The sequence below is a fragment of the Bradyrhizobium sp. 215_C5_N1_1 genome (genome assembly GCF_052075935.1).
In the GTDB taxonomy this organism is placed as follows: Bacteria; Pseudomonadota; Alphaproteobacteria; order Rhizobiales; family Xanthobacteraceae; genus Bradyrhizobium; species Bradyrhizobium barranii.
Window position 1 is genome coordinate 6,174,155 of sequence record NZ_CP197228.1, and the last position, 16,967, is coordinate 6,191,121.

General features: G+C 62.3%; 19 protein-coding genes. 12 read left to right on the plus strand and 7 right to left on the minus strand.

Translation table 11 applies throughout. The features are described 5' to 3' along the window. Positions 1 to 41: 41 nt before the first annotated feature. Positions 42 to 1,319: a formyl-CoA transferase gene (gene frc, locus AB7G19_RS29690; protein ID WP_085400627.1), complete on the plus strand. Its 1,278-nt coding sequence runs from the start codon at positions 42 to 44 to the stop codon at positions 1,317 to 1,319. Between the two features lie 350 nt (positions 1,320 to 1,669). After that, entirely contained in the window at positions 1,670 to 2,947 is a 1,278-nt protein-coding gene (locus tag AB7G19_RS29695; RefSeq protein WP_201266164.1) for an MFS transporter, read from the plus strand. A gap of 250 nt (positions 2,948 to 3,197) precedes the next feature. On the opposite strand, the gene bioB is transcribed toward AB7G19_RS29695, so the two are convergent. Beyond that, positions 3,198 to 4,184 carry a biotin synthase BioB gene (gene bioB / locus AB7G19_RS29700; RefSeq protein WP_441268660.1) on the minus strand — a complete coding sequence of 329 codons (987 nt, stop codon included), beginning with the start codon at positions 4,182 to 4,184 and terminating at the stop codon, positions 3,198 to 3,200. 304 nt (positions 4,185 to 4,488) lie between these two features. Between bioB and AB7G19_RS29705 the strand changes: the two genes are divergently transcribed. Beyond that, positions 4,489 to 4,671 (plus strand): hypothetical protein, encoded by a 183-nt coding sequence (locus AB7G19_RS29705; RefSeq protein WP_063984522.1) that lies wholly within the window; start codon positions 4,489 to 4,491, stop codon positions 4,669 to 4,671. Positions 4,672 to 4,877: 206 nt separating this feature from the next. On the opposite strand, the gene AB7G19_RS29710 is transcribed toward AB7G19_RS29705, so the two are convergent. The 3 genes from AB7G19_RS29710 to AB7G19_RS29720 form a co-directional block, all read right to left on the minus strand. Then, a complete protein-coding gene (locus tag AB7G19_RS29710) occupies positions 4,878 to 5,102 on the minus strand; it encodes a hypothetical protein (RefSeq protein WP_028151477.1) in 225 nt (74 codons plus the stop codon). 54 nt (positions 5,103 to 5,156) lie between these two features. After that, entirely contained in the window at positions 5,157 to 5,399 is a 243-nt protein-coding gene (locus AB7G19_RS29715) for a hypothetical protein (protein WP_063984523.1), read from the minus strand. A 97-nt stretch (positions 5,400 to 5,496) separates the two neighbouring features. Beyond that, positions 5,497 to 5,706 (minus strand): cold-shock protein, encoded by a 210-nt coding sequence (locus tag AB7G19_RS29720; protein ID WP_028151479.1) that lies wholly within the window; start codon positions 5,704 to 5,706, stop codon positions 5,497 to 5,499. 554 nt (positions 5,707 to 6,260) lie between these two features. On the opposite strand from AB7G19_RS29720, the gene AB7G19_RS29725 reads away from it, so the two are divergent. Then, a complete protein-coding gene (locus AB7G19_RS29725; protein ID WP_085400676.1) occupies positions 6,261 to 6,950 on the plus strand; it encodes a hypothetical protein in 690 nt (229 codons plus the stop codon). Positions 6,951 to 7,102: 152 nt separating this feature from the next. On the opposite strand, the gene AB7G19_RS29730 is transcribed toward AB7G19_RS29725, so the two are convergent. Together AB7G19_RS29730 and AB7G19_RS29735 are read right to left on the minus strand one after the other, a co-directional pair. Further along, positions 7,103 to 7,345, minus strand: a complete 243-nt coding sequence (locus AB7G19_RS29730; RefSeq protein ID WP_071917595.1) for a helix-turn-helix domain-containing protein — start codon at positions 7,343 to 7,345, stop codon at positions 7,103 to 7,105. An 11-nt stretch (positions 7,346 to 7,356) separates the two neighbouring features. Next, positions 7,357 to 7,923, minus strand: a complete 567-nt coding sequence (locus AB7G19_RS29735) for a DUF2975 domain-containing protein (protein WP_063984524.1) — start codon at positions 7,921 to 7,923, stop codon at positions 7,357 to 7,359. Positions 7,924 to 8,061: 138 nt separating this feature from the next. Here AB7G19_RS29735 and AB7G19_RS29740 point away from each other — a divergent pair, with 138 nt between their 5' ends. Further along, positions 8,062 to 8,499, plus strand: coding sequence for a DUF2147 domain-containing protein (locus tag AB7G19_RS29740; RefSeq protein WP_071915551.1), 438 nt, complete (start codon positions 8,062 to 8,064; stop codon positions 8,497 to 8,499). A gap of 196 nt (positions 8,500 to 8,695) precedes the next feature. After that, a complete protein-coding gene (locus AB7G19_RS29745; protein ID WP_085400624.1) occupies positions 8,696 to 9,139 on the plus strand; it encodes an SRPBCC family protein in 444 nt (147 codons plus the stop codon). A 169-nt stretch (positions 9,140 to 9,308) separates the two neighbouring features. On the opposite strand, the gene AB7G19_RS29750 is transcribed toward AB7G19_RS29745, so the two are convergent. Next, complete coding sequence (locus AB7G19_RS29750) at positions 9,309 to 10,640, minus strand: Hsp70 family protein (protein ID WP_135215005.1); 1,332 nt, start codon at positions 10,638 to 10,640, stop codon at positions 9,309 to 9,311. A 347-nt stretch (positions 10,641 to 10,987) separates the two neighbouring features. On the opposite strand from AB7G19_RS29750, the gene AB7G19_RS29755 reads away from it, so the two are divergent. The 6 genes from AB7G19_RS29755 (at position 10,988) to AB7G19_RS29780 (ending at position 16,772) form a co-directional block, all read left to right on the plus strand. Beyond that, positions 10,988 to 11,125, plus strand: a complete 138-nt coding sequence (locus AB7G19_RS29755) for a hypothetical protein (protein WP_166098301.1) — start codon at positions 10,988 to 10,990, stop codon at positions 11,123 to 11,125. Between the two features lie 245 nt (positions 11,126 to 11,370). Next, entirely contained in the window at positions 11,371 to 12,663 is a 1,293-nt protein-coding gene (gene oxlT / locus AB7G19_RS29760; protein ID WP_071915554.1) for an oxalate/formate MFS antiporter, read from the plus strand. Between the two features lie 260 nt (positions 12,664 to 12,923). Continuing rightward, positions 12,924 to 14,261 (plus strand): oxalate/formate MFS antiporter, encoded by a 1,338-nt coding sequence (oxlT, locus tag AB7G19_RS29765; protein WP_085400621.1) that lies wholly within the window; start codon positions 12,924 to 12,926, stop codon positions 14,259 to 14,261. A gap of 179 nt (positions 14,262 to 14,440) precedes the next feature. Next, the gene (locus tag AB7G19_RS29770; protein ID WP_063984529.1) at positions 14,441 to 14,869 is read left to right on the plus strand and encodes a CBS domain-containing protein; all 429 of its coding nucleotides are present in this window, start codon (positions 14,441 to 14,443) and stop codon (positions 14,867 to 14,869) included. 98 nt (positions 14,870 to 14,967) lie between these two features. Further along, complete coding sequence (locus AB7G19_RS29775; protein WP_085400619.1) at positions 14,968 to 15,987, plus strand: 2-dehydropantoate 2-reductase; 1,020 nt, start codon at positions 14,968 to 14,970, stop codon at positions 15,985 to 15,987. Then, positions 15,987 to 16,772 (plus strand): fumarylacetoacetate hydrolase family protein, encoded by a 786-nt coding sequence (locus AB7G19_RS29780; RefSeq protein WP_085400618.1) that lies wholly within the window; start codon positions 15,987 to 15,989, stop codon positions 16,770 to 16,772. Before AB7G19_RS29775 ends, AB7G19_RS29780 begins: the two co-directional genes overlap by 1 nt. Positions 16,773 to 16,967: the final 195 nt, after the last annotated feature.

Below are 16,967 nucleotides of genomic sequence, written 5' to 3' on the forward strand. Positions count from 1 at the left end.
CTGCGGTTTGCGGGGGCAGACAGAGTATACGGAGCAACACGATGACCAAAGCGCTCAAGGGCGTTCGCATTCTCGACTTCACCCACGTCCAGTCCGGACCGACCTGCACGCAGCTGCTGGCATGGTTCGGCGCCGACGTGATCAAGGTGGAACGTCCGGGCGTGGGCGACATCACCCGCGGCCAGCTGCAGGACATCCCGAACGTGGACAGCCTGTATTTCACCATGCTCAACCACAACAAGCGCTCGATCACGCTCGACACCAAGAACCCCAAGGGCAAGGAAGTCCTCACCGAGCTGATCAAGAAGTGCGACGTGCTGGTCGAAAACTTCGGCCCCGGCGTGCTCGACCGCATGGGCTTCCCCTGGGAGAAGATCCAGGCGATCAACCCGAAGATGATCGTCGCCTCGATCAAGGGCTTTGGCCCTGGCCCCTACGAAGACTGCAAGGTCTATGAGAACGTCGCGCAGTGCACCGGCGGCGCCGCCTCGACCACCGGCTTCCGCGACGGCCTGCCGCTCGTCACCGGCGCGCAGATCGGCGACAGCGGCACCGGCCTGCACCTGGCGCTCGGCATCGTCACCGCGCTCTATCAGCGCACGCATTCGGGCAAGGGCCAGAAGGTCACCGCCGCGATGCAGGACGGCGTGCTCAACCTCGCCCGCGTCAAGCTGCGCGACCAGCAGCGCCTCGCGCATGGTCCGCTCAAGGAATACAGCCAGTTCGGCGAAGGCATTCCGTTCGGCGACGCCGTGCCGCGCGCCGGCAACGATTCCGGCGGTGGCCAGCCCGGCCGCATCCTGAAGTGCAAGGGCTGGGAGACCGATCCTAACGCCTACATCTACTTCATCACCCAGGCCCCGGTCTGGGAGAAGATCTGCGACGTGATCGGCGAGCCCACCTGGAAGACCGATCCGAACTACTCCAAGCCGGCCGTCCGCCTGCCGCGCCTCAACGAGATCTTCGCCCGCATCGAACAGTGGACGATGACCAAGACCAAGTTCGAGGCGATGGAAATCCTCAACAAGGACGACATCCCCTGCGGCCCGATCCTGTCGATGAAGGAGATCGCCGAGGACCAGTCGCTGCGCGCCACCGGCACCGTGGTCGAGGTCGATCACCCGACCCGCGGCAAGTACATCTCGGTCGGCAATCCGATCAAGCTGTCGGATAGCCCGAGCGAGGTGGAGCGCTCCCCGCTGCTCGGCGAGCACACCGACGAGATCCTGCGCAGCGTGCTCGGCTTCAGCGATCACCAGGTCGCCGACATCCACAAGTCCGGCGCGCTCGAGCCGCCGCAGAAGCAGGCCGCTGAGTAAGCCGCACCACGTTGAACGAGACGAAAGGGCCGCCCGAAGGGGCGGCCCTTTTTGCTTCAGAAGACCGTGCGGTCGCGGCTGTGACTAAAAAATGGAAAAACAACCCCATGCACAGTAGCTAACCTGTTGGCTTTAAACGATTTCGTATTTCACGAAACCTCTTTTGACACGTCGGGCAAAACAGGGGTATTATGCCATCATCCGAAAAGTGAATGTTTTGCGCGGCGACGAGCACTTCGCAGCACGATCGAGGTGATTATCTCGAGACAAAAGGCCGCCGGTTTCGTCGGCGAGCTCCGGCATAGCCTTCGGCTTTTTCAGAAAATTCATTTCATCGAAGGGATTTGGCCATGCTTGCTGAATTCATCGCACGGCATGCGGCAGCGCGAAACATCCATTACGGCTGGGTGATGGCTGCACTGGGATTTCTCTATTCGCTATTTGCAAGCTCGGCGCTCGGCGTGCCCAGCGTCCTGATGCGGGAGATCGCTTCTGACATCGGCGTCAGCATGAGCGAGTTGTCTGCATCGCAAGGACTTCGCTTCGCGCTGTTCGGACTGGCGGCGCCGTTCGCCGGCGGCTTGATGCTCCGCTACGGTCCGCGGATGATGCTGTCGATCGCCGGAACGCTGGCGCTGGCCGGACCGCTGCTGACGATCGTCATGACGAACCGGTTCGAAATGTGGCTCGGCCTCGGGCTTATTCTCGGCATCGCGCCGGGGCTCACGGCCCTGCAACTTGCCGCGGTCATCTCGGTACGCTGGTTCACGACCCATCGGGGATTGGTGGTCGGCCTCCCGAACGGATCAATCGCAACCGGCACTTTGATCTTCATGCCGCTGGGCGCGTGGATCGCCGAGAATTGGGGCTGGCGCGTCGCGCTTGTTCCGTCCGGATTCGGTCTTCTCGTCTCGCTCGTCCTCTTTCTGCTGCTCGGGAAGGACCGCCCCCAGGAATTGGGGCTGGCGCCACTCGGAGAGACGGCGATGCCGCCGGTGCCCGCAATTCCCGCGCAGAACTTTGCGGCAATCAGTTTCCGGGGCCTGCGCCTGGCATCAACCCGTCTGGTGTTCTGGGTGCTGGCGCTGACGTTCCTCATCTGCGGTGTATCCAGCTACGGGCTGACATCGACACACTTCGTGCCATTCTGCGGCGATCTCGGCTTGCCGGTCGTGACATCAGCAGGTTTGCTCGCCATGATCGGGGTGTTCGATCTGATCGGTACGATCGGATCGGGATTGCTGTCCGACCGCTACGACAACCGATGGCTGCTGGCGATCTATTACGGCTTTCGCGGACTTGCGTTGATCTGGCTCGTGGAGTCCAACGCAACGTTGGGAGCGATGAGCGCGTTCGCGATACTCTACGGCCTGGATTTCATCGCGACTGTTCCGCCTACGGTGAAGTTGACGGTCGGTACGTTTGGGCGGGAGATGGGGCCGGTGGTCTTCGGCTGGATTTTTGCCGCCCACCAGCTCGGCGTTGGCCTGATGGCATTTGCCGCGGGCGTCAGCAGAGATACGCTAGGGACTTATGTGCCGGCGTTTCTTCTCGCCGGGCTCCTCTGCCTTTTGGCCGCTGCAGCCTTTGCGCTGGTGAAGGATCCGGCGGTTCCGGCTCCCGCATAACGGACCTCTCTCGCCCCGCCGCAGAAGCAGGCTGCTGAGTAAGCGGGACCATCAGAGAAGACGAAGGGCCGCCGATTTCGGCGGCCTTTCTTTGTCTGGCGTTGGCTAGAGTCTTTCCCGTTCCGATGGAATCGGAACGGGGCTCTAGATTCTTGTTTTGATGCGTTTTCTTGACGCGAACCGGCATCCACTTCGCTCGAAAACGCTCTAATCCGGAAAGCGCACAGTGGCTTTCCAGAGGGATCACGCTTCAGAGCGCCTCCAGTCCGAGCCGGCGGAACAACTTTCGATCGGCTTCGTCCTGCGGATTGCCCGCCGTCAGCAGCGTGTCGCCGACAAAGATCGAGTTTGCGCCGGCAAAGAAGCACAGCGCCTGCATCTCGTCGGTCATCGCCGACCGCCCCGCCGAGAGTCGCACGAATGAGGCCGACATCATGATACGCGCCAGCGCGACAATGCGCACGAACTCGATCGGACCTATCGGCGTCGCCTTCGCCATCGGCGTTCCCGGAATCGGGATCAGCATGTTGATCGGCACGCTCTCCGGCGCTTCCGGGAGGTTGGCGAGCGTGACCAGCATGTCGACGCGGTCCTGTTCGCTCTCACCCATGCCGAGAATTCCGCCGCAGCACACTTTCATGCCGGCCTCGCGGACATGCTCCAGCGTATCGAGACGATCGGCGAACGTGCGGGTGGAGGTAACGCTCGGATAGAAGCGCTCCGAGGTATCGATATTGTGATTGTAGTAATCAAGCCCGGCAGCACTCAGCCGGTCGGCCTGATCCCGGTCGAGCATGCCGAGCGTCATACAGGTCTCGAGCCCGAGCTCCTTCACGGCTCCGACGACCTCGACAATGGCATCCATGTCGCGCGGCTTCGGATTGCGCCAGGCCGCGCCCATGCAATAACGCGTCGCGCCGCTGTCTTTTGCCTTGCGTGCCTCGGCAACGATCTTCCCGACCTCCATCAACTTGGAGGCTGCAAGAGCGGTCGCATGATGCGACGACTGGCTGCAGTAGCCGCAGTCTTCCGGACAACCACCTGTCTTGATGTTCAGCAGCCGGCTCAACTGCACGCGATTTGGGTCAAAATGCTCCCGATGTACGGATTGTGAACGGAAGAGCAGATCGTTGAAGGGAAGCTGGTAAGCCGCCCATGCATCTTCACCGGTCCATCTTTGAGACCTTTGCGGCCTTTCCTTCGCGGGGATTGTCTCCCCGTCGTTCACACCGAGCATTACACATCTCCTGACATTGCGGCGGGACAATCGCACTATCGCAAACCTGGCGCCAGTCCGCAGGGTCCTTGGAACAAAAGCGGCGGCGTGCCATTGTTGTCTAAGCCGGCGTGCTATCCCGACGTACGAGCAACGCAGCCGCCAAGGCGAGTGACTGAAACACATCGCAAAAGCATCTGCGCAACGCTGCAGAATTGGCCTTCTTCTCGCCCCGAAAGGTAGCAAGCCTACGCACAGCGTTTGCGGTGGGAGGCGTCGGCCAGCACCTGTCCTGTCACAGCTTGTTGATCAAAACGAGGTCGAAATGTTGAGAGATCAATCCTCGGATCGGGCCAAGCGTGAAGCCAACAAGGCGTTCAAGCCTGTCAAAACGCAGAAGCCGATCAATGACTATGCGAAGGACCAGCACTCCTTCAACGAGAATCGCGAGCGGCTGAAAGCGGAGCGACTGGCCCGCGAGGCCGAGCCGAAGGACCGCTCTGAATAGGACGCGTTCCCTGCCGGGTCACGATGTTGCATCCGCGCGATGAAGGCTGGCGCTGAGCGCGTCGCGTCGAAATCGACGCCTGACCGAAAGCGCGATGAGATCGGAATGAATCGTCAACGCGCTTTAGGTTATTGTTTGAGCATGATCTTTTCGGAAAACCGCTTCGCACTTTGCGCTAACGCGGCCCTTCGGGTCCGGGTCATGCTTTAGAGCATCGAAAGCACGACGATCCCGTCTTCGAGCTCCCCGGAGGCCAATCGGCTCCGCGCGATGCGCTCGAATTCCGTCCGGTATTTCTGAAGATAGCTGAAGGCCTGCTTCTGCGTCTGGAACGTGGTCGCAAGGCGGCACATCTGCCGGCCTGCGCCAAGCGCGAGAAAGAAGGTGATTGTGCCGCCGCTGTCCGACTTGATCCTAGGCACGATCCGCACTCTTTGGCATGTGACCGGCCCTCTCCAGATTTTCGTCGACGCAGTTGAATTCGACTATCGCGTCAGCTTTCTCTTGCGCTTCGTCAGGGTTGGTGCCGGCAGCGATGCTTGAAGAGTTGCGTCGGCCGCTTCCTTGGCTTCGCGCAGTTCGCGAAGCCGCGCCATGTTCTTGCGAACATCGACGGCCTGTCTCTCGACGTCCGCCATTGCCCGCGTTCCCTCCTCGGCAGCCAAACGCTGACGGTTGGTACGCGCAATGCTTTGGGGTGACGGTTCAGCCGACTTCTTGCCGCTCATGCTTCACCCACTCCCGCAACGGACAAAACCCGCTCAATCCCTGGGATCGAGCGGGCAGCGTGGCCGTTTCAGTACATCCGTGAAACGGCGCAGGATCTTAGGCCAGCGATAGATTCTCTGCGCTGACCTTGCCTCGCATCTTGTCGGTCTTGGCCTCGAAGTTGACCTTCTGGCCCTCGGCGAGACCTGAGAGACCAGCCCGCTCGACTGCGCTGATGTGAACGAACACATCGTTGCCGCCGTCGTCGGGCTGAATGAATCCAAAGCCCTTTTGGCCGTTGAACCACTTCACGGTACCTGTCGTCATTATTCTTCTCCAAAGCGCATACGCGCACATTCCGCGTGACACTCACGCAGAACCAGATTCAATTCGTCGATGTCTCTGGAAAAGGAGCCCGCGGGCGCATTCAACAAGGCACAGCGGCTGAACGAACAGCACCAACGTATACCTCATCGGCGCCAGTTGCAAGGCTTGGCGGGATTTAATGCCTCATGGGCTTCGGCGGAACAATTCGGACTTTGCGAATTCAGGCCCGAAAGGCGCCTGAGGCAAGGTGAGTTGCGCGTTCGCAGCCGCGATTTAGTGTCGGCTAACTGTGCTGGCCCGAGAGCGTCGATGCGATGCCGCGCTATCGAGCGCACACCGTACGCCGCCGGCAAGTTGCTCGCGGAAGACCCGCACCACTCTCCCTCCAGCCAATCGACTGTGTGCACCGAAAGACTGCCAAGCTCCACACGTGCCGGCTCCGCCCCGAAGGGATAGCAGATCACACCTGACAGTACGGGGTCGGATTGGAAGCGTGAACGACTTGCTTCCTCCGTTGGCGTCAAGGCAAAGTGCTGGAAAACAGGGAGGTCAGCATGTCACTGCTTGGCAAGGCCGCCGTCGCGATGTGGTGGAGCGTCCGCCCCGAGCAGCGCGCGGAGTTCGGCGACTGGCATTCCCACGAACATTTTCCCGAGCGGATGAGCATTCCCGGCTTCCGGCGCGGATCGCGCTGGACCAGCACGACGGACACTGACGGCTTCTTCGTGCTGTACGAGCTGGAGCGGTACGAGGTGCTCACGTCGAAGGGATATCTCGACCGGCTCAACGCGCCGACGCCGTGGTCGACCAAGATGATGCCGCACCATCTCGGCATGGTGCGCAGCCAGTGCCGCGTCGCCGCCAGCTTTGGCGGTGGCGTCGCGACCTCGCTCGCCACCGTCCGGCTTTCGCCGGAGGCCGGGCGCGAGGTGGAGTTGCAGACACATCTCTCGGAGACGCTCGGCACATTGGCGCAGATGCGGGGACTGACGGGCGCGCACCTCCTCCTGACCGACACGCCCCGGACCAGCTCGCCCACCACCGAGCAGCAGATCCGCGGCAAGGACGGCGCCGCCGACTGGATCATGCTGCTGTCGGGTTACGATGCCGACGCGATCGAGCAGGTGACCGCCGACCGACTTTCGCCGGCGGCGCTTGGCGCTCTGGGCGCGCAGGACAATCCGACGATCGGCCGCTACCGGCTCGCCTTCACGATGACGCCGCAGGATGTGGCAACGATCTGACGGATCGGTCGTCCGGCCGGCCGCGAGGTAGATCTCGCACCAGGCGAGCTCGATTCAATTGAGCGCGCAAACGGCCAACCGTTGCACATGGGGGATGTGTTTCAGGTTCTCGCGTGCAGCACGAAGGCGGACAAGGCTCGCCAGGTGTGAGCTCAGCTCCCCTCGCCTGCATCCTCATCGCTGCCCTCCTCGCCTGCGACATATTCGAGGATGTCTCCGGGCTGACAATCGAGCTCGCGGCAGATCGCGGCCAGGGTCGAGAAGCGCATCGCCCTCGCCTTGCCCGTTTTCAGGACCGACAGGTTCTGGATGGAAATGCCGATTGCGTCGGCGAGGTCCCCGAGGCGGCGCTTCCGCTTCGCAAGCATGACATCGAGGTTCACGACGATCGGCACAAGCATTCACCTCAGATCGTCAGCTCGTTTTCGGACTGCAGCAGGATGGCGTGCTCGATGACGAATTTCAGCGCCATCAGGAACATCCCGCCCGCGATCGTGCCGATGTCGACGTTGTAGGACGGCAGGAAGAACTTGACGTCGCCGATCTCGTGCAAGGCATAAGCCACCGCGTTGCTGGTGATCAGGTCGATGAACGGCCAGATCACCAGAATGATCCCCATCCACCACACGCCCTGAAGCGTCTCGGACGCGAAGATCCGGCCGCGTGCGAATCGGTGCACCATACGGTGCAGGATGCCGATCAACACGGCGAAGAACGAGAGCTGAAGCGCAAATAGCGTCCAGAACAACAGCTGTCCCGGGCGCGACATCTCGAGTGGATTGGCGACAAGGCCTGCGCATTTCACCTGGTCGGGCCCAAGGCTCGCCGCGATCGAGGCGGAGGCGGTCGTGCTCCGGAGATAGGCGAGCCACACCACCACCGGCAGTGCCGCCCAGATCGCCCAGAACGCAAGATCGAGACGCCGGAACCAGCTCTGCCGGGCCTCACGTACCGATATCTCCACCACACCCATCTACAAGCACTCCGCAATTTCCAGGCAACCACCCACCCCCAATATGCATGTTCCGCGCGATTGACTCAACCTTAAGCGCGATATATTGATCGTTTATCATGAAATATTTCATGACAATTGATCCAATATGGAGCCCCCATGCGTTCCACCCTCGTCCGGCACCTGCTCGCAGCGCTGTTGTCCATCTCCCCGCTTGGAAACGCCGAAGCCGCAACGGCCAGCGGTCCCGCCGGCGTCTGGCTGACACAGTCGGGCGACGCGAGGATCAAGGTGAGCCGTTGCGGCAATGCGCTATGCGGCCGGGTCGTCTGGCTGAAGGAGCCGATCGATAAGAAGACGGGCAAGGCGCAGCTCGACGACCATAACGCCGATCCTGCATTGCGCGCCCGGAAGATCGTCGGCATCTCCCTGTTCATCGACATGCAGGCGGCCGGCGCCAATCAATGGTCGGGCAGGATCTACAATGCCGACGACGGAAAGACCTATGCGAGCACCGTCACCTTGCTGCCATCCGGCAGTCTCAACGTCCGGGGCTGCATGGGAACGTTGTGCGCGGGTGAAGACTGGACGCGGTGAGCGGCAAACCGATCCAAAACAACGTCCAAGATAAGTTCCAAGACGACAACAAAAACAGCATCAAGGGCCGCCGGTTTCGGCGGCCCCCGTTTATCTGCAACGCCATGTCGGATCGGCGGCATCCCGGTCGTCCTTGAGACATGAATGGGCCGTAGACGCCAAGGTCGGACCCATCGATGCAAGAGGATGAAGGAACATGCCCAGCACTGTACGTCTGCACCGCGTTCTCTCGACCAGTCCGGAGAAAGTCTATCGCGCCTTCCTCGAGGCGGATGCGCTGGCGAAATGGCTTCCGCCGAACGGCTTTACCTGCACCGTCCATCACCTCGAGCCCAAGGTCGGGGGCACGTTCAAGATGTCGTTCCGGAATTTCACGACGGGCAACAGCCACGCCTTCGGCGGCGAATATCTCGAGCTCGTCCCCGGCGAACGTCTCCGCTACACCGACAAGTTCGACGACCCAAATCTACCCGGCGAAATCCAGGTGACCGTGATGCTGAAGAAGGTCTCGGTCGGCACCGAGGTCGACATCACCCAGGCCGGCATCCCTGACGTCATCCCGCCCGAGGCCTGCTATCTCGGCTGGCAGGAATCGCTGCGAAGCCTCGCAAGGCTCGTGGAGCCGGAGATCAATCAGTAGCGGCGAAATCAGTATCGTAGGGTGGGCAAAGCGCAGCGTGCCCACCGATGCTCTCTCAACCTCGGAAAGATGGTGGGCACGGCGCTCCGCGCCATTGCCCACCCTACGGCACTGATGACAGCTCTCCGTCGTCATTGCGAGCAGCCAAGCAATGGCGGCTGTTGCTGGGCTACGCGCCCGCCTTCGGCGTAATCCCACCGCTTGCGGTCCATCGATCGGGGTCGGGGCTGTGTCCGATCAGCGCAAGGCCGTAGGCGATCGACTCGAACTGGTCGCCCGACATCAGCCGTTCGTTACCGAACCGCTCGGCAAACAGCTTTCTGACGGCCGGAACGAAGGAAGTCCCGCCGGTCAAGAACACCTTCTCCACCTCGCGCGCGGTGATGCCCGCTTCGCTTAGCACCTTGTCGACGGTGGCACCCAGCCGGGCGATGTCGTCGGCAATCCAGGATTCAAAATTCTTCCGTGTGATGGTCGCACCGATGTCGACGCCGCCCCCCTTGAAGCGGAAGTCCACCTCGTCCCGCGCCGACAGCGCGACCTTGGCGTCGGATACCGCGCGGTAGAGCGAAAAGCCGAGGTCGAGATCGACGATGGTGATGAAATCTTCAAGGAGCTTCGGCTTCAGCGCGCTGCGCGCAAGCTCCCGAAGCTCGCGCAGATCGCCATTGCTCTTCATCATCGCGAGCTGATGCCAGCGCGCGAGGTTGGTGTAGTGGCCGGTGGGGACCGGCAGCACCTTGTCGAACGAGCGGAAGCTGGAGCCTTTTCCCAGCCGCGGCGAGACGACGTGGTCGACGATGCGGTAATCGAAGGTGTCGCCGGCAATGCCGATGCCGGCGTGTCCAAGCGGCTCGGCGCGCAAGGCTCCTCCCGCGCGCGAAAAGCGCATCACCGAGAAATCGCTGGTGCCGCCGCCGAAATCCGCAACCAGCAGGGTGGCATCACGCTCCAGCCGTCGGGCGAAGGAGAACGCCGCGCCCACGGGCTCGTAGACATAGCGCGCGTGGCCGGCGCCGAGGCGTTCGAACGCGGCCCGATAGCGCTGCATCGCCAGCGCTTCGTCGGGATTGCCGCCGGCGAACCGCACCGGGCGGCCGACTGTGATGTTGGACGTCTCGAAGCCGAACTTTTCGCCGCCATGGCGCGCCAGCGTGCGCAGGAACGCCGCCAGAATGTCCTCGAACTTGAAGCGCTGCCGAAACACTTGCGTGGTGTTGAAGCTGGAGCTCGCCGCAAACGTCTTGAACGACTGCAGGAAGCGGTAGACGTGGCGGCCTTCGAGGAACGTCTCGATGGCCCATGGACCGCCTTCGGCCTGGGCGCCGGCGCCCGGCCGATCCTCCCAGAAGCACAGCGCCGAGACGTAGACGCTGTGGCGCTGGCCGCCGTGATCGAAGCGGATGGCCTCGACCCGGCGATCGTCCGCCGCGATCGCGACGACCGTGTTGCTGGTCCCAAAATCGATGCCGATCGAGACGGCGGGCGAGGCGCTCGACATGAACCACTCTGACAGTTGATTGGAAAAGGGGGCAGACCACTAACGGCTTTGGCTGGGCCTGCCAAGACCTTGAATGTTGCAGTGCGGTTGGATTTGGAACCCGCGCGCCGCTCTGTCCGCGCTCTTTTGCCTCCGTAATGGGGGCCTTTTGGGGCCGATCTCGCAATTCCAGCAGCCCGGCTGGCAATTTTGAGCTCGGTTCGGTCCCTTTAACGGATCACTATGCTGCAATGCGGGAGCATGCATGCTGCTATGCAATGGCATGCATGGACACTGGCATCTGGTATACGTAGATTGCCCTTCGAAATGAGACAGCATCACTGACCGTCTCGAGAAAGGGAATTCAGATGTCCAAGACCGCTTCCGTCGCGCTCGCCCCCTCCGCCTCGCTGTTCACCCGCTTCCTGGCCGCAGTCGATCGCTTCCTGATGGCGAGCGCCGAGATTTCGAATCACAACGGCGACCTGCCCCGCTTCGGCCTGTAAGCAGCGCCTCCCGCGCGGCAAGCGCGACGCGCCGGTTTCAGAACCGTCCACATACTACTTTTGATGAATGGCCCCGCAGGACGGGGCCATTTCTATTTGCGTTGTCCCGAGTCACAGCCGCAACCGATGAAGGTCCTGCGGCATTTGCGCACGGTGATCGGACCAGCGCTTGAACCTTGGCATAATGAATACAAGAATGCCCCTCCAGCGCTCGTAGAAAAATTAGAGGCGCCACGGGAGGCTTTATGACGGACATGGTGCAGGCAACGGTTCCAACCGCCGCGCGGGTTAGCGACACGTATCGCTGGACGCAATTGGCGGTCGGTGTAGCGGCGATGGTGATGATCGCCAATTATCAATACGGCTGGACGTTCTTCGTCCCCGACATCCAGAAAAAGTTCGGCTGGGATCGCGCCTCGATCCAATGGGCCTTTACGCTCTTCGTACTGTTCGAGACATGGCTGGTGCCGGTCGAAGGATGGTTCGTCGACAAATACGGCCCGCGCATCGTCGTGCTCGTCGGCGGCGTGCTCTGCGCCATCGGTTGGGCGATCAATGCGCAAGCCACCACGCTCAACGGCTTCTATCTCGGCATGATCATCGCGGGCATCGGCGCCGGCGGCGTCTACGGCACCTGCGTCGGCAATGCGCTGAAATGGTTTCCCGACAAGCGCGGTCTTGCTGCCGGCATCACGGCGGCCGGTTTCGGCGCGGGCTCCGCGCTCACGGTTGCGCCGATTCAGGCCATGATCAAGGACAGCGGATTCCAGACCACCTTCCTGTATTTCGGGCTCGGCCAGGGCATCATCATCTGCATCCTCGCCTTCTTCCTCTACGCGCCGAAGGCCGGACAGGTGCCTCCCGTTGTGCAGAACGCTGCGTTGCAACAGACCCGCCGCAACTATCAGCCGACCGAAGTGCTGCGCCAGCCGATCTTCTGGCTGATGTACTTCATGTTCGTGATCGTCGGCGCCGGCGGCCTGATGGTGACGGCGAACCTGAAGCCGATCGCAGTCGACTGGAAGGTCGACAGCGTTCCGGTGACGCTGATGGCGGTGACGATGACCGCGGTGACGTTCGCAGCCACGATCGACCGCGTGCTCAACGGTCTGACGCGTCCGTTCTTCGGCTGGATCTCCGACATGATCGGCCGCGAGAACACGATGTTCATCGCCTTCGGCATGGAAGGCTTCGGCATCTGGATGCTCTACCTCTGGGGACACGACCCGCTCTGGTTCGTGTTGCTGTCGGGCTTCGTGTTCTTCGCCTGGGGTGAGATCTACTCGCTGTTCCCCTCGACCTGCACCGACACGTTCGGCGCCAAGTTCGCGACCACCAATGCGGGCCTGCTCTACACCGCAAAGGGCACCGCCGCGCTGCTTGTCCCGATCGCCAACTACATGCAGCAATCGTCGGGCACGTGGGACAGCGTGTTCATCATCGCGGCCGGCGCCAACATCCTGGCTTCGCTGCTGGCGATCATGGTGCTCAAGCCCTGGCGCAAGGTCGTGGTCGCGAAATCGACCGCCGCCGCCTGACGCACTCCACCACTCCTTCAAGCACGACGCCCGGCCTCACGGCCGGGCGTTTTCGTTTTTGCAGAACCCGCCTTGGCTACCGCTGACGTGAAGGGAACCGCGCACTTTTCTTGCGCTGCGTCACAAGATTGGGCTTGCCTTCTGGAATATGGTATACCAATGTCCCCGCCGCGCTTGCGACGATAAGCCACAATATTTGCGACACTGGGTCATCTTGCAATCCCAGGTCGCATTCAATCAGGCGCGTTGGGAGGTTATTGATGATTTCCAGCACGGACGGCGCCGTCACAGCTGCGCCTCTTCGCACCGGTTTCCGTTGGTTCCAGCTCGCCATGGGCATCGTCTGCATGGCGATGATCGCCAATCTGCAATACGGCTGGACGTTGTTCGTCGATCCGATTGACGCCAAGTATCATTGGGGCCGCGCGGCGATCCAGCTCGCTTTCACCATCTTCGTCGTCACCGAGACCTGGCTGGTGCCGATCGAGGCCTGGTTCGTCGACAAATACGGTCCGCGCATCGTCGTCATGTTCGGCGGCGTCATGATCGCGCTGTCCTGGGTGCTCAACTCCTACGCTGACTCGCTCGCCCTGCTTTACGCCGCCGCGGTCGTCGGCGGCATGGGCGCCGGCGCGGTGTACGGCACCTGCGTCGGCAACGCGCTGAAATGGTTTCCCGATCGCCGCGGCCTCGCCGCCGGTGCGACCGCCGCCGGCTTCGGCGCGGGCGCCGCGCTCACCATTGTGCCGATCGCGACCATGATCGTAACGAGCGGCTACCAGCACGCGTTCCTCACCTTCGGCATCGGCCAGGGCCTGATCGTGTTCGTGCTCGCCTTCTTCATCCAGCCGCCGCGGATCTCCATCCCGCCGAAGAAGAAGCAGCTCAATCTGCCGCAGACCAAGATCGACTTCACCCCGCCGCAGGTGCTGCGCACCCCTATTTTCTGGGTGATGTATCTCGTTTTCGTCATGGTCGCCTCCGGCGGCCTGATGACCGCGGCACAGATCGGCCCGATCGCGCACGACTTCAAAATCGCCGACACGCCGGTGACGCTCGCGGGCTTCCAGATGGCGGCATTGACGTTCGCGATCTCGCTCGACCGCATCTTCGACGGTTTCGGACGTCCCTTCTTCGGCTGGGTCTCCGACACGATCGGCCGCGAGCACACCATGTTCATCGCGTTCGGCACCGCGGCGGTGATGCTGCTGACGCTGTCGGCCTATGGAAACATCCCGATCGTGTTCGTGCTCGCGACCGCGGTGTACTTCGGCGTGTTCGGCGAAATCTACTCGCTGTTCCCCGCCACCTGCGGCGACACGTTCGGCTCGAAATACGCAACCACCAACAACGGCATGCTCTACACCGCGAAAGGCACGGCATCCCTGCTCGTCCCGCTCGCCAGCGTGATCTCGGCAACGTACGGCTGGAAGGCCGTGTTCGTGGTCGCAGTGGCGCTGAACGCGACGGCGGCGCTGACGGCGCTGTTCGTGATCAAGCCGCTGCGCCGCTCCTTCATCCTCGGCAAGGAAGCCGAGAGCGCCAACGCCGCGACCGACACCGCCAAGACCGGCAACGCCAAGACCGAGACAGCGTAGCGACCACACGCCTTTCAATCGGTCGAAAGGGGCGCAGCGATGCGCCCCTTTTCCTTTTTGGCACGATGACAAACGTCAGTATTGCTGCCGCAAGAATTTTCGGATCAGCCAAATCGAATGCTTGACGATTGGCATTATGTATACCACACTTCCCCTGTCATTCACCTAGGGAGGTTGCAATGCTGGTCGGAGACATTCTGCGCAAGAAGACACCGCGCGTTGTCACGGTGCGAATGAACGAAACGGTGGGTATCGCCGCCAAGCTGATGCGCGCCAACAATATCAGCGCGCTGGTGGTCAAGGACGTGGTCCGCTCCGAAGGCAACACCGCGGTCGGCATGTTCACCGAGCGCGACGTGGTGCGCGCCGTCGCCGAGCATGGTGCCAACGCCATCAACGTCAAGGTCTCGCAGCTCGTGTCGGTGCAGCAGCTGGTGTCCTGCAGCTCCTCAGACACGATCGAGCACGTCCGGCATCTGATGAACCGCAATCACATCCGTCACCTGCCGGTCATCGACGATTACAGCCTCGTCTCCGTCATCAGCATGCGCGACATTGCTGCTGCCGTTGACGAAGCGATCAACGGCTCGCCGCAAGCAGCAGCTTAAAGCGTCACACTTCCCCTGCGACTACCGGCCCCGGCTCGGACCTCTCCGAGCCGGACCGGATCTTTCGTCCCAAAATTCCGGACACCCGCGAGGATTTCATGAAGATCTGCATCTACGGCGCCGGCGCGATCGGCGGATATCTCGGGGTTCAGCTCGCACGCGCTGGCGCCGACGTCAGCCTGGTCGCGCGCGGCGCCCACCTTGCCGCGATGCGTGAGCGCGGGCTGACCCTGCTCGCGGGCGAGGAGAAGCACACCGTGCATCCGCGCTGCACCGACGATCCCGCCGAACTCGGCGTGCAGGACTACATCATCATCACGCTGAAGGCGCATTCGATCACCGGCGTGATCGAGAAGATGCAGCCGCTGCTCGGGCAGCACACCCGCATCGTCACCGCAGTCAACGGCATCCCCTATTGGTATTTCTACAAGCACGGCGGCCAATACGAGAATTCGACGCTGGAGAGCATCGACCCCGGCGGACGGCAGTGGCGCGAGATCGGCGCCGAGCGCGCCATCGGCTGCATCGTCTATCCCGCCACCGAGATCGAAGCGCCCGGCGTGATCCGCCACGTCTACGGCAACAATTTTCCGCTCGGCGAGCCCTCCGGCGAAATCACCTCGGACGTGCAGCGCCTCGCCGATCTCTTCGTCACCGCCGGGCTGAAAGCGCCGGTGCTCGACCGCATCCGCGACGAGATCTGGCTGAAACTCTGGGGCAATGTCTGCTTCAACCCGATCAGCGCACTGACCCATGCAACGCTCGACGTGATCTGCACCGATCCCTCCACGCGTGCGCTGTCGCGCGCGATCATGGTGGAGACGCAAGGCATCGCCGAGACGTTTGGCGTCAAATTCCGCGTCGACGTCGAGCGCCGTATCGAGGGCGCCCGCAAGGTCGGCGCGCACAAGACCTCGATGCTCCAGGATCTCGAGCGCGGCCGTCCGATGGAGATCGACCCGCTCGTCACCGTGGTGCAGGAGATGGGCCGCCTCACCGGCATCGCCACGCCCGCGCTCGACTCGGTGCTGGCGATGGTGACCCAGCGTGCTCGCATCGCCGGCCTCTATGACGGCGTCTCCGCGCCCGCCGATCCCCGTGCACTGGCGGTGGCGTGATGGCGGGCGAGATGAAGCAATGGCTGCGCTTCCGCCATGCCGGTGCGACCGGCTTCGGCACCCTGACGCCATCAGGCATCAGCGTGTATGAGGGTGAGATGTTCGGCCGCCATGCAGCCACCGGCAAGGTGCTGGCGCTGTCGGAGGTCGAGCTGCTCGCGCCCTGCGCGCCCAGCAAGATCGTCGCGCTCTGGAATAATTTCCACGCGCTCGCCGCCAAGCTGAACCAGCCCGAGCCGCCGGAGCCGCTCTATCTGCTGAAGGCGACCACCACCATCACGACGCCGGGCGCCGTGATCCGCCGCCCCTCTTACTACGACGGCAAGACCACCTATGAGGGCGAGCTCGGCATCGTCATCGGCCGGACCTGCGCCCGCGTCTCGCCGGCGGAAGCGGACAGCTTCATCTTCGGCTACACCTGCGTCAACGACATCACCGCCAACGACATCCTGACCAGCGATCCCACTTTCCCGCAATGGGCCCGCGCCAAGGGCATCGATGATTACGGCCCGTTCGGCCCCGTCATCGCAACCGGCCTCGATCCGGCCAAGCTTGTTGTGCGCACCATCCTCAACGGCGCGGAGCGGCAGAACTATCCGATCTCGGACATGATCTTCACCGCGCAGGAGCTGGTCAGCAAAATCTCCCACGACATGACCCTGCTTCCCGGCGACCTCATCGCCGTCGGCACCTCGGTCGGCGTCGGGGTGATGAAGGAGCCGGTGAATTCCGTGACCGTCGCGATCGACGGCATCGGCGAGCTGACCAACGAGTTTCGGCTGTAACTCGCTGCGTCATTCCTAGGCCGCAAATCCATCGTGGGCCCGGAATGAAGGCTCGCCGGCCATTTGCGCCGCAGCCCGGCAAAAATTGATCCTGCGCAAATCGGCGGTCGCGGCTGCCGCTATCCTTCCCGGCAACAGATCGATTTCTGATGCAAGGGAGGATGTCATGTCGAACGCCAGTAATGCACTTCTCTG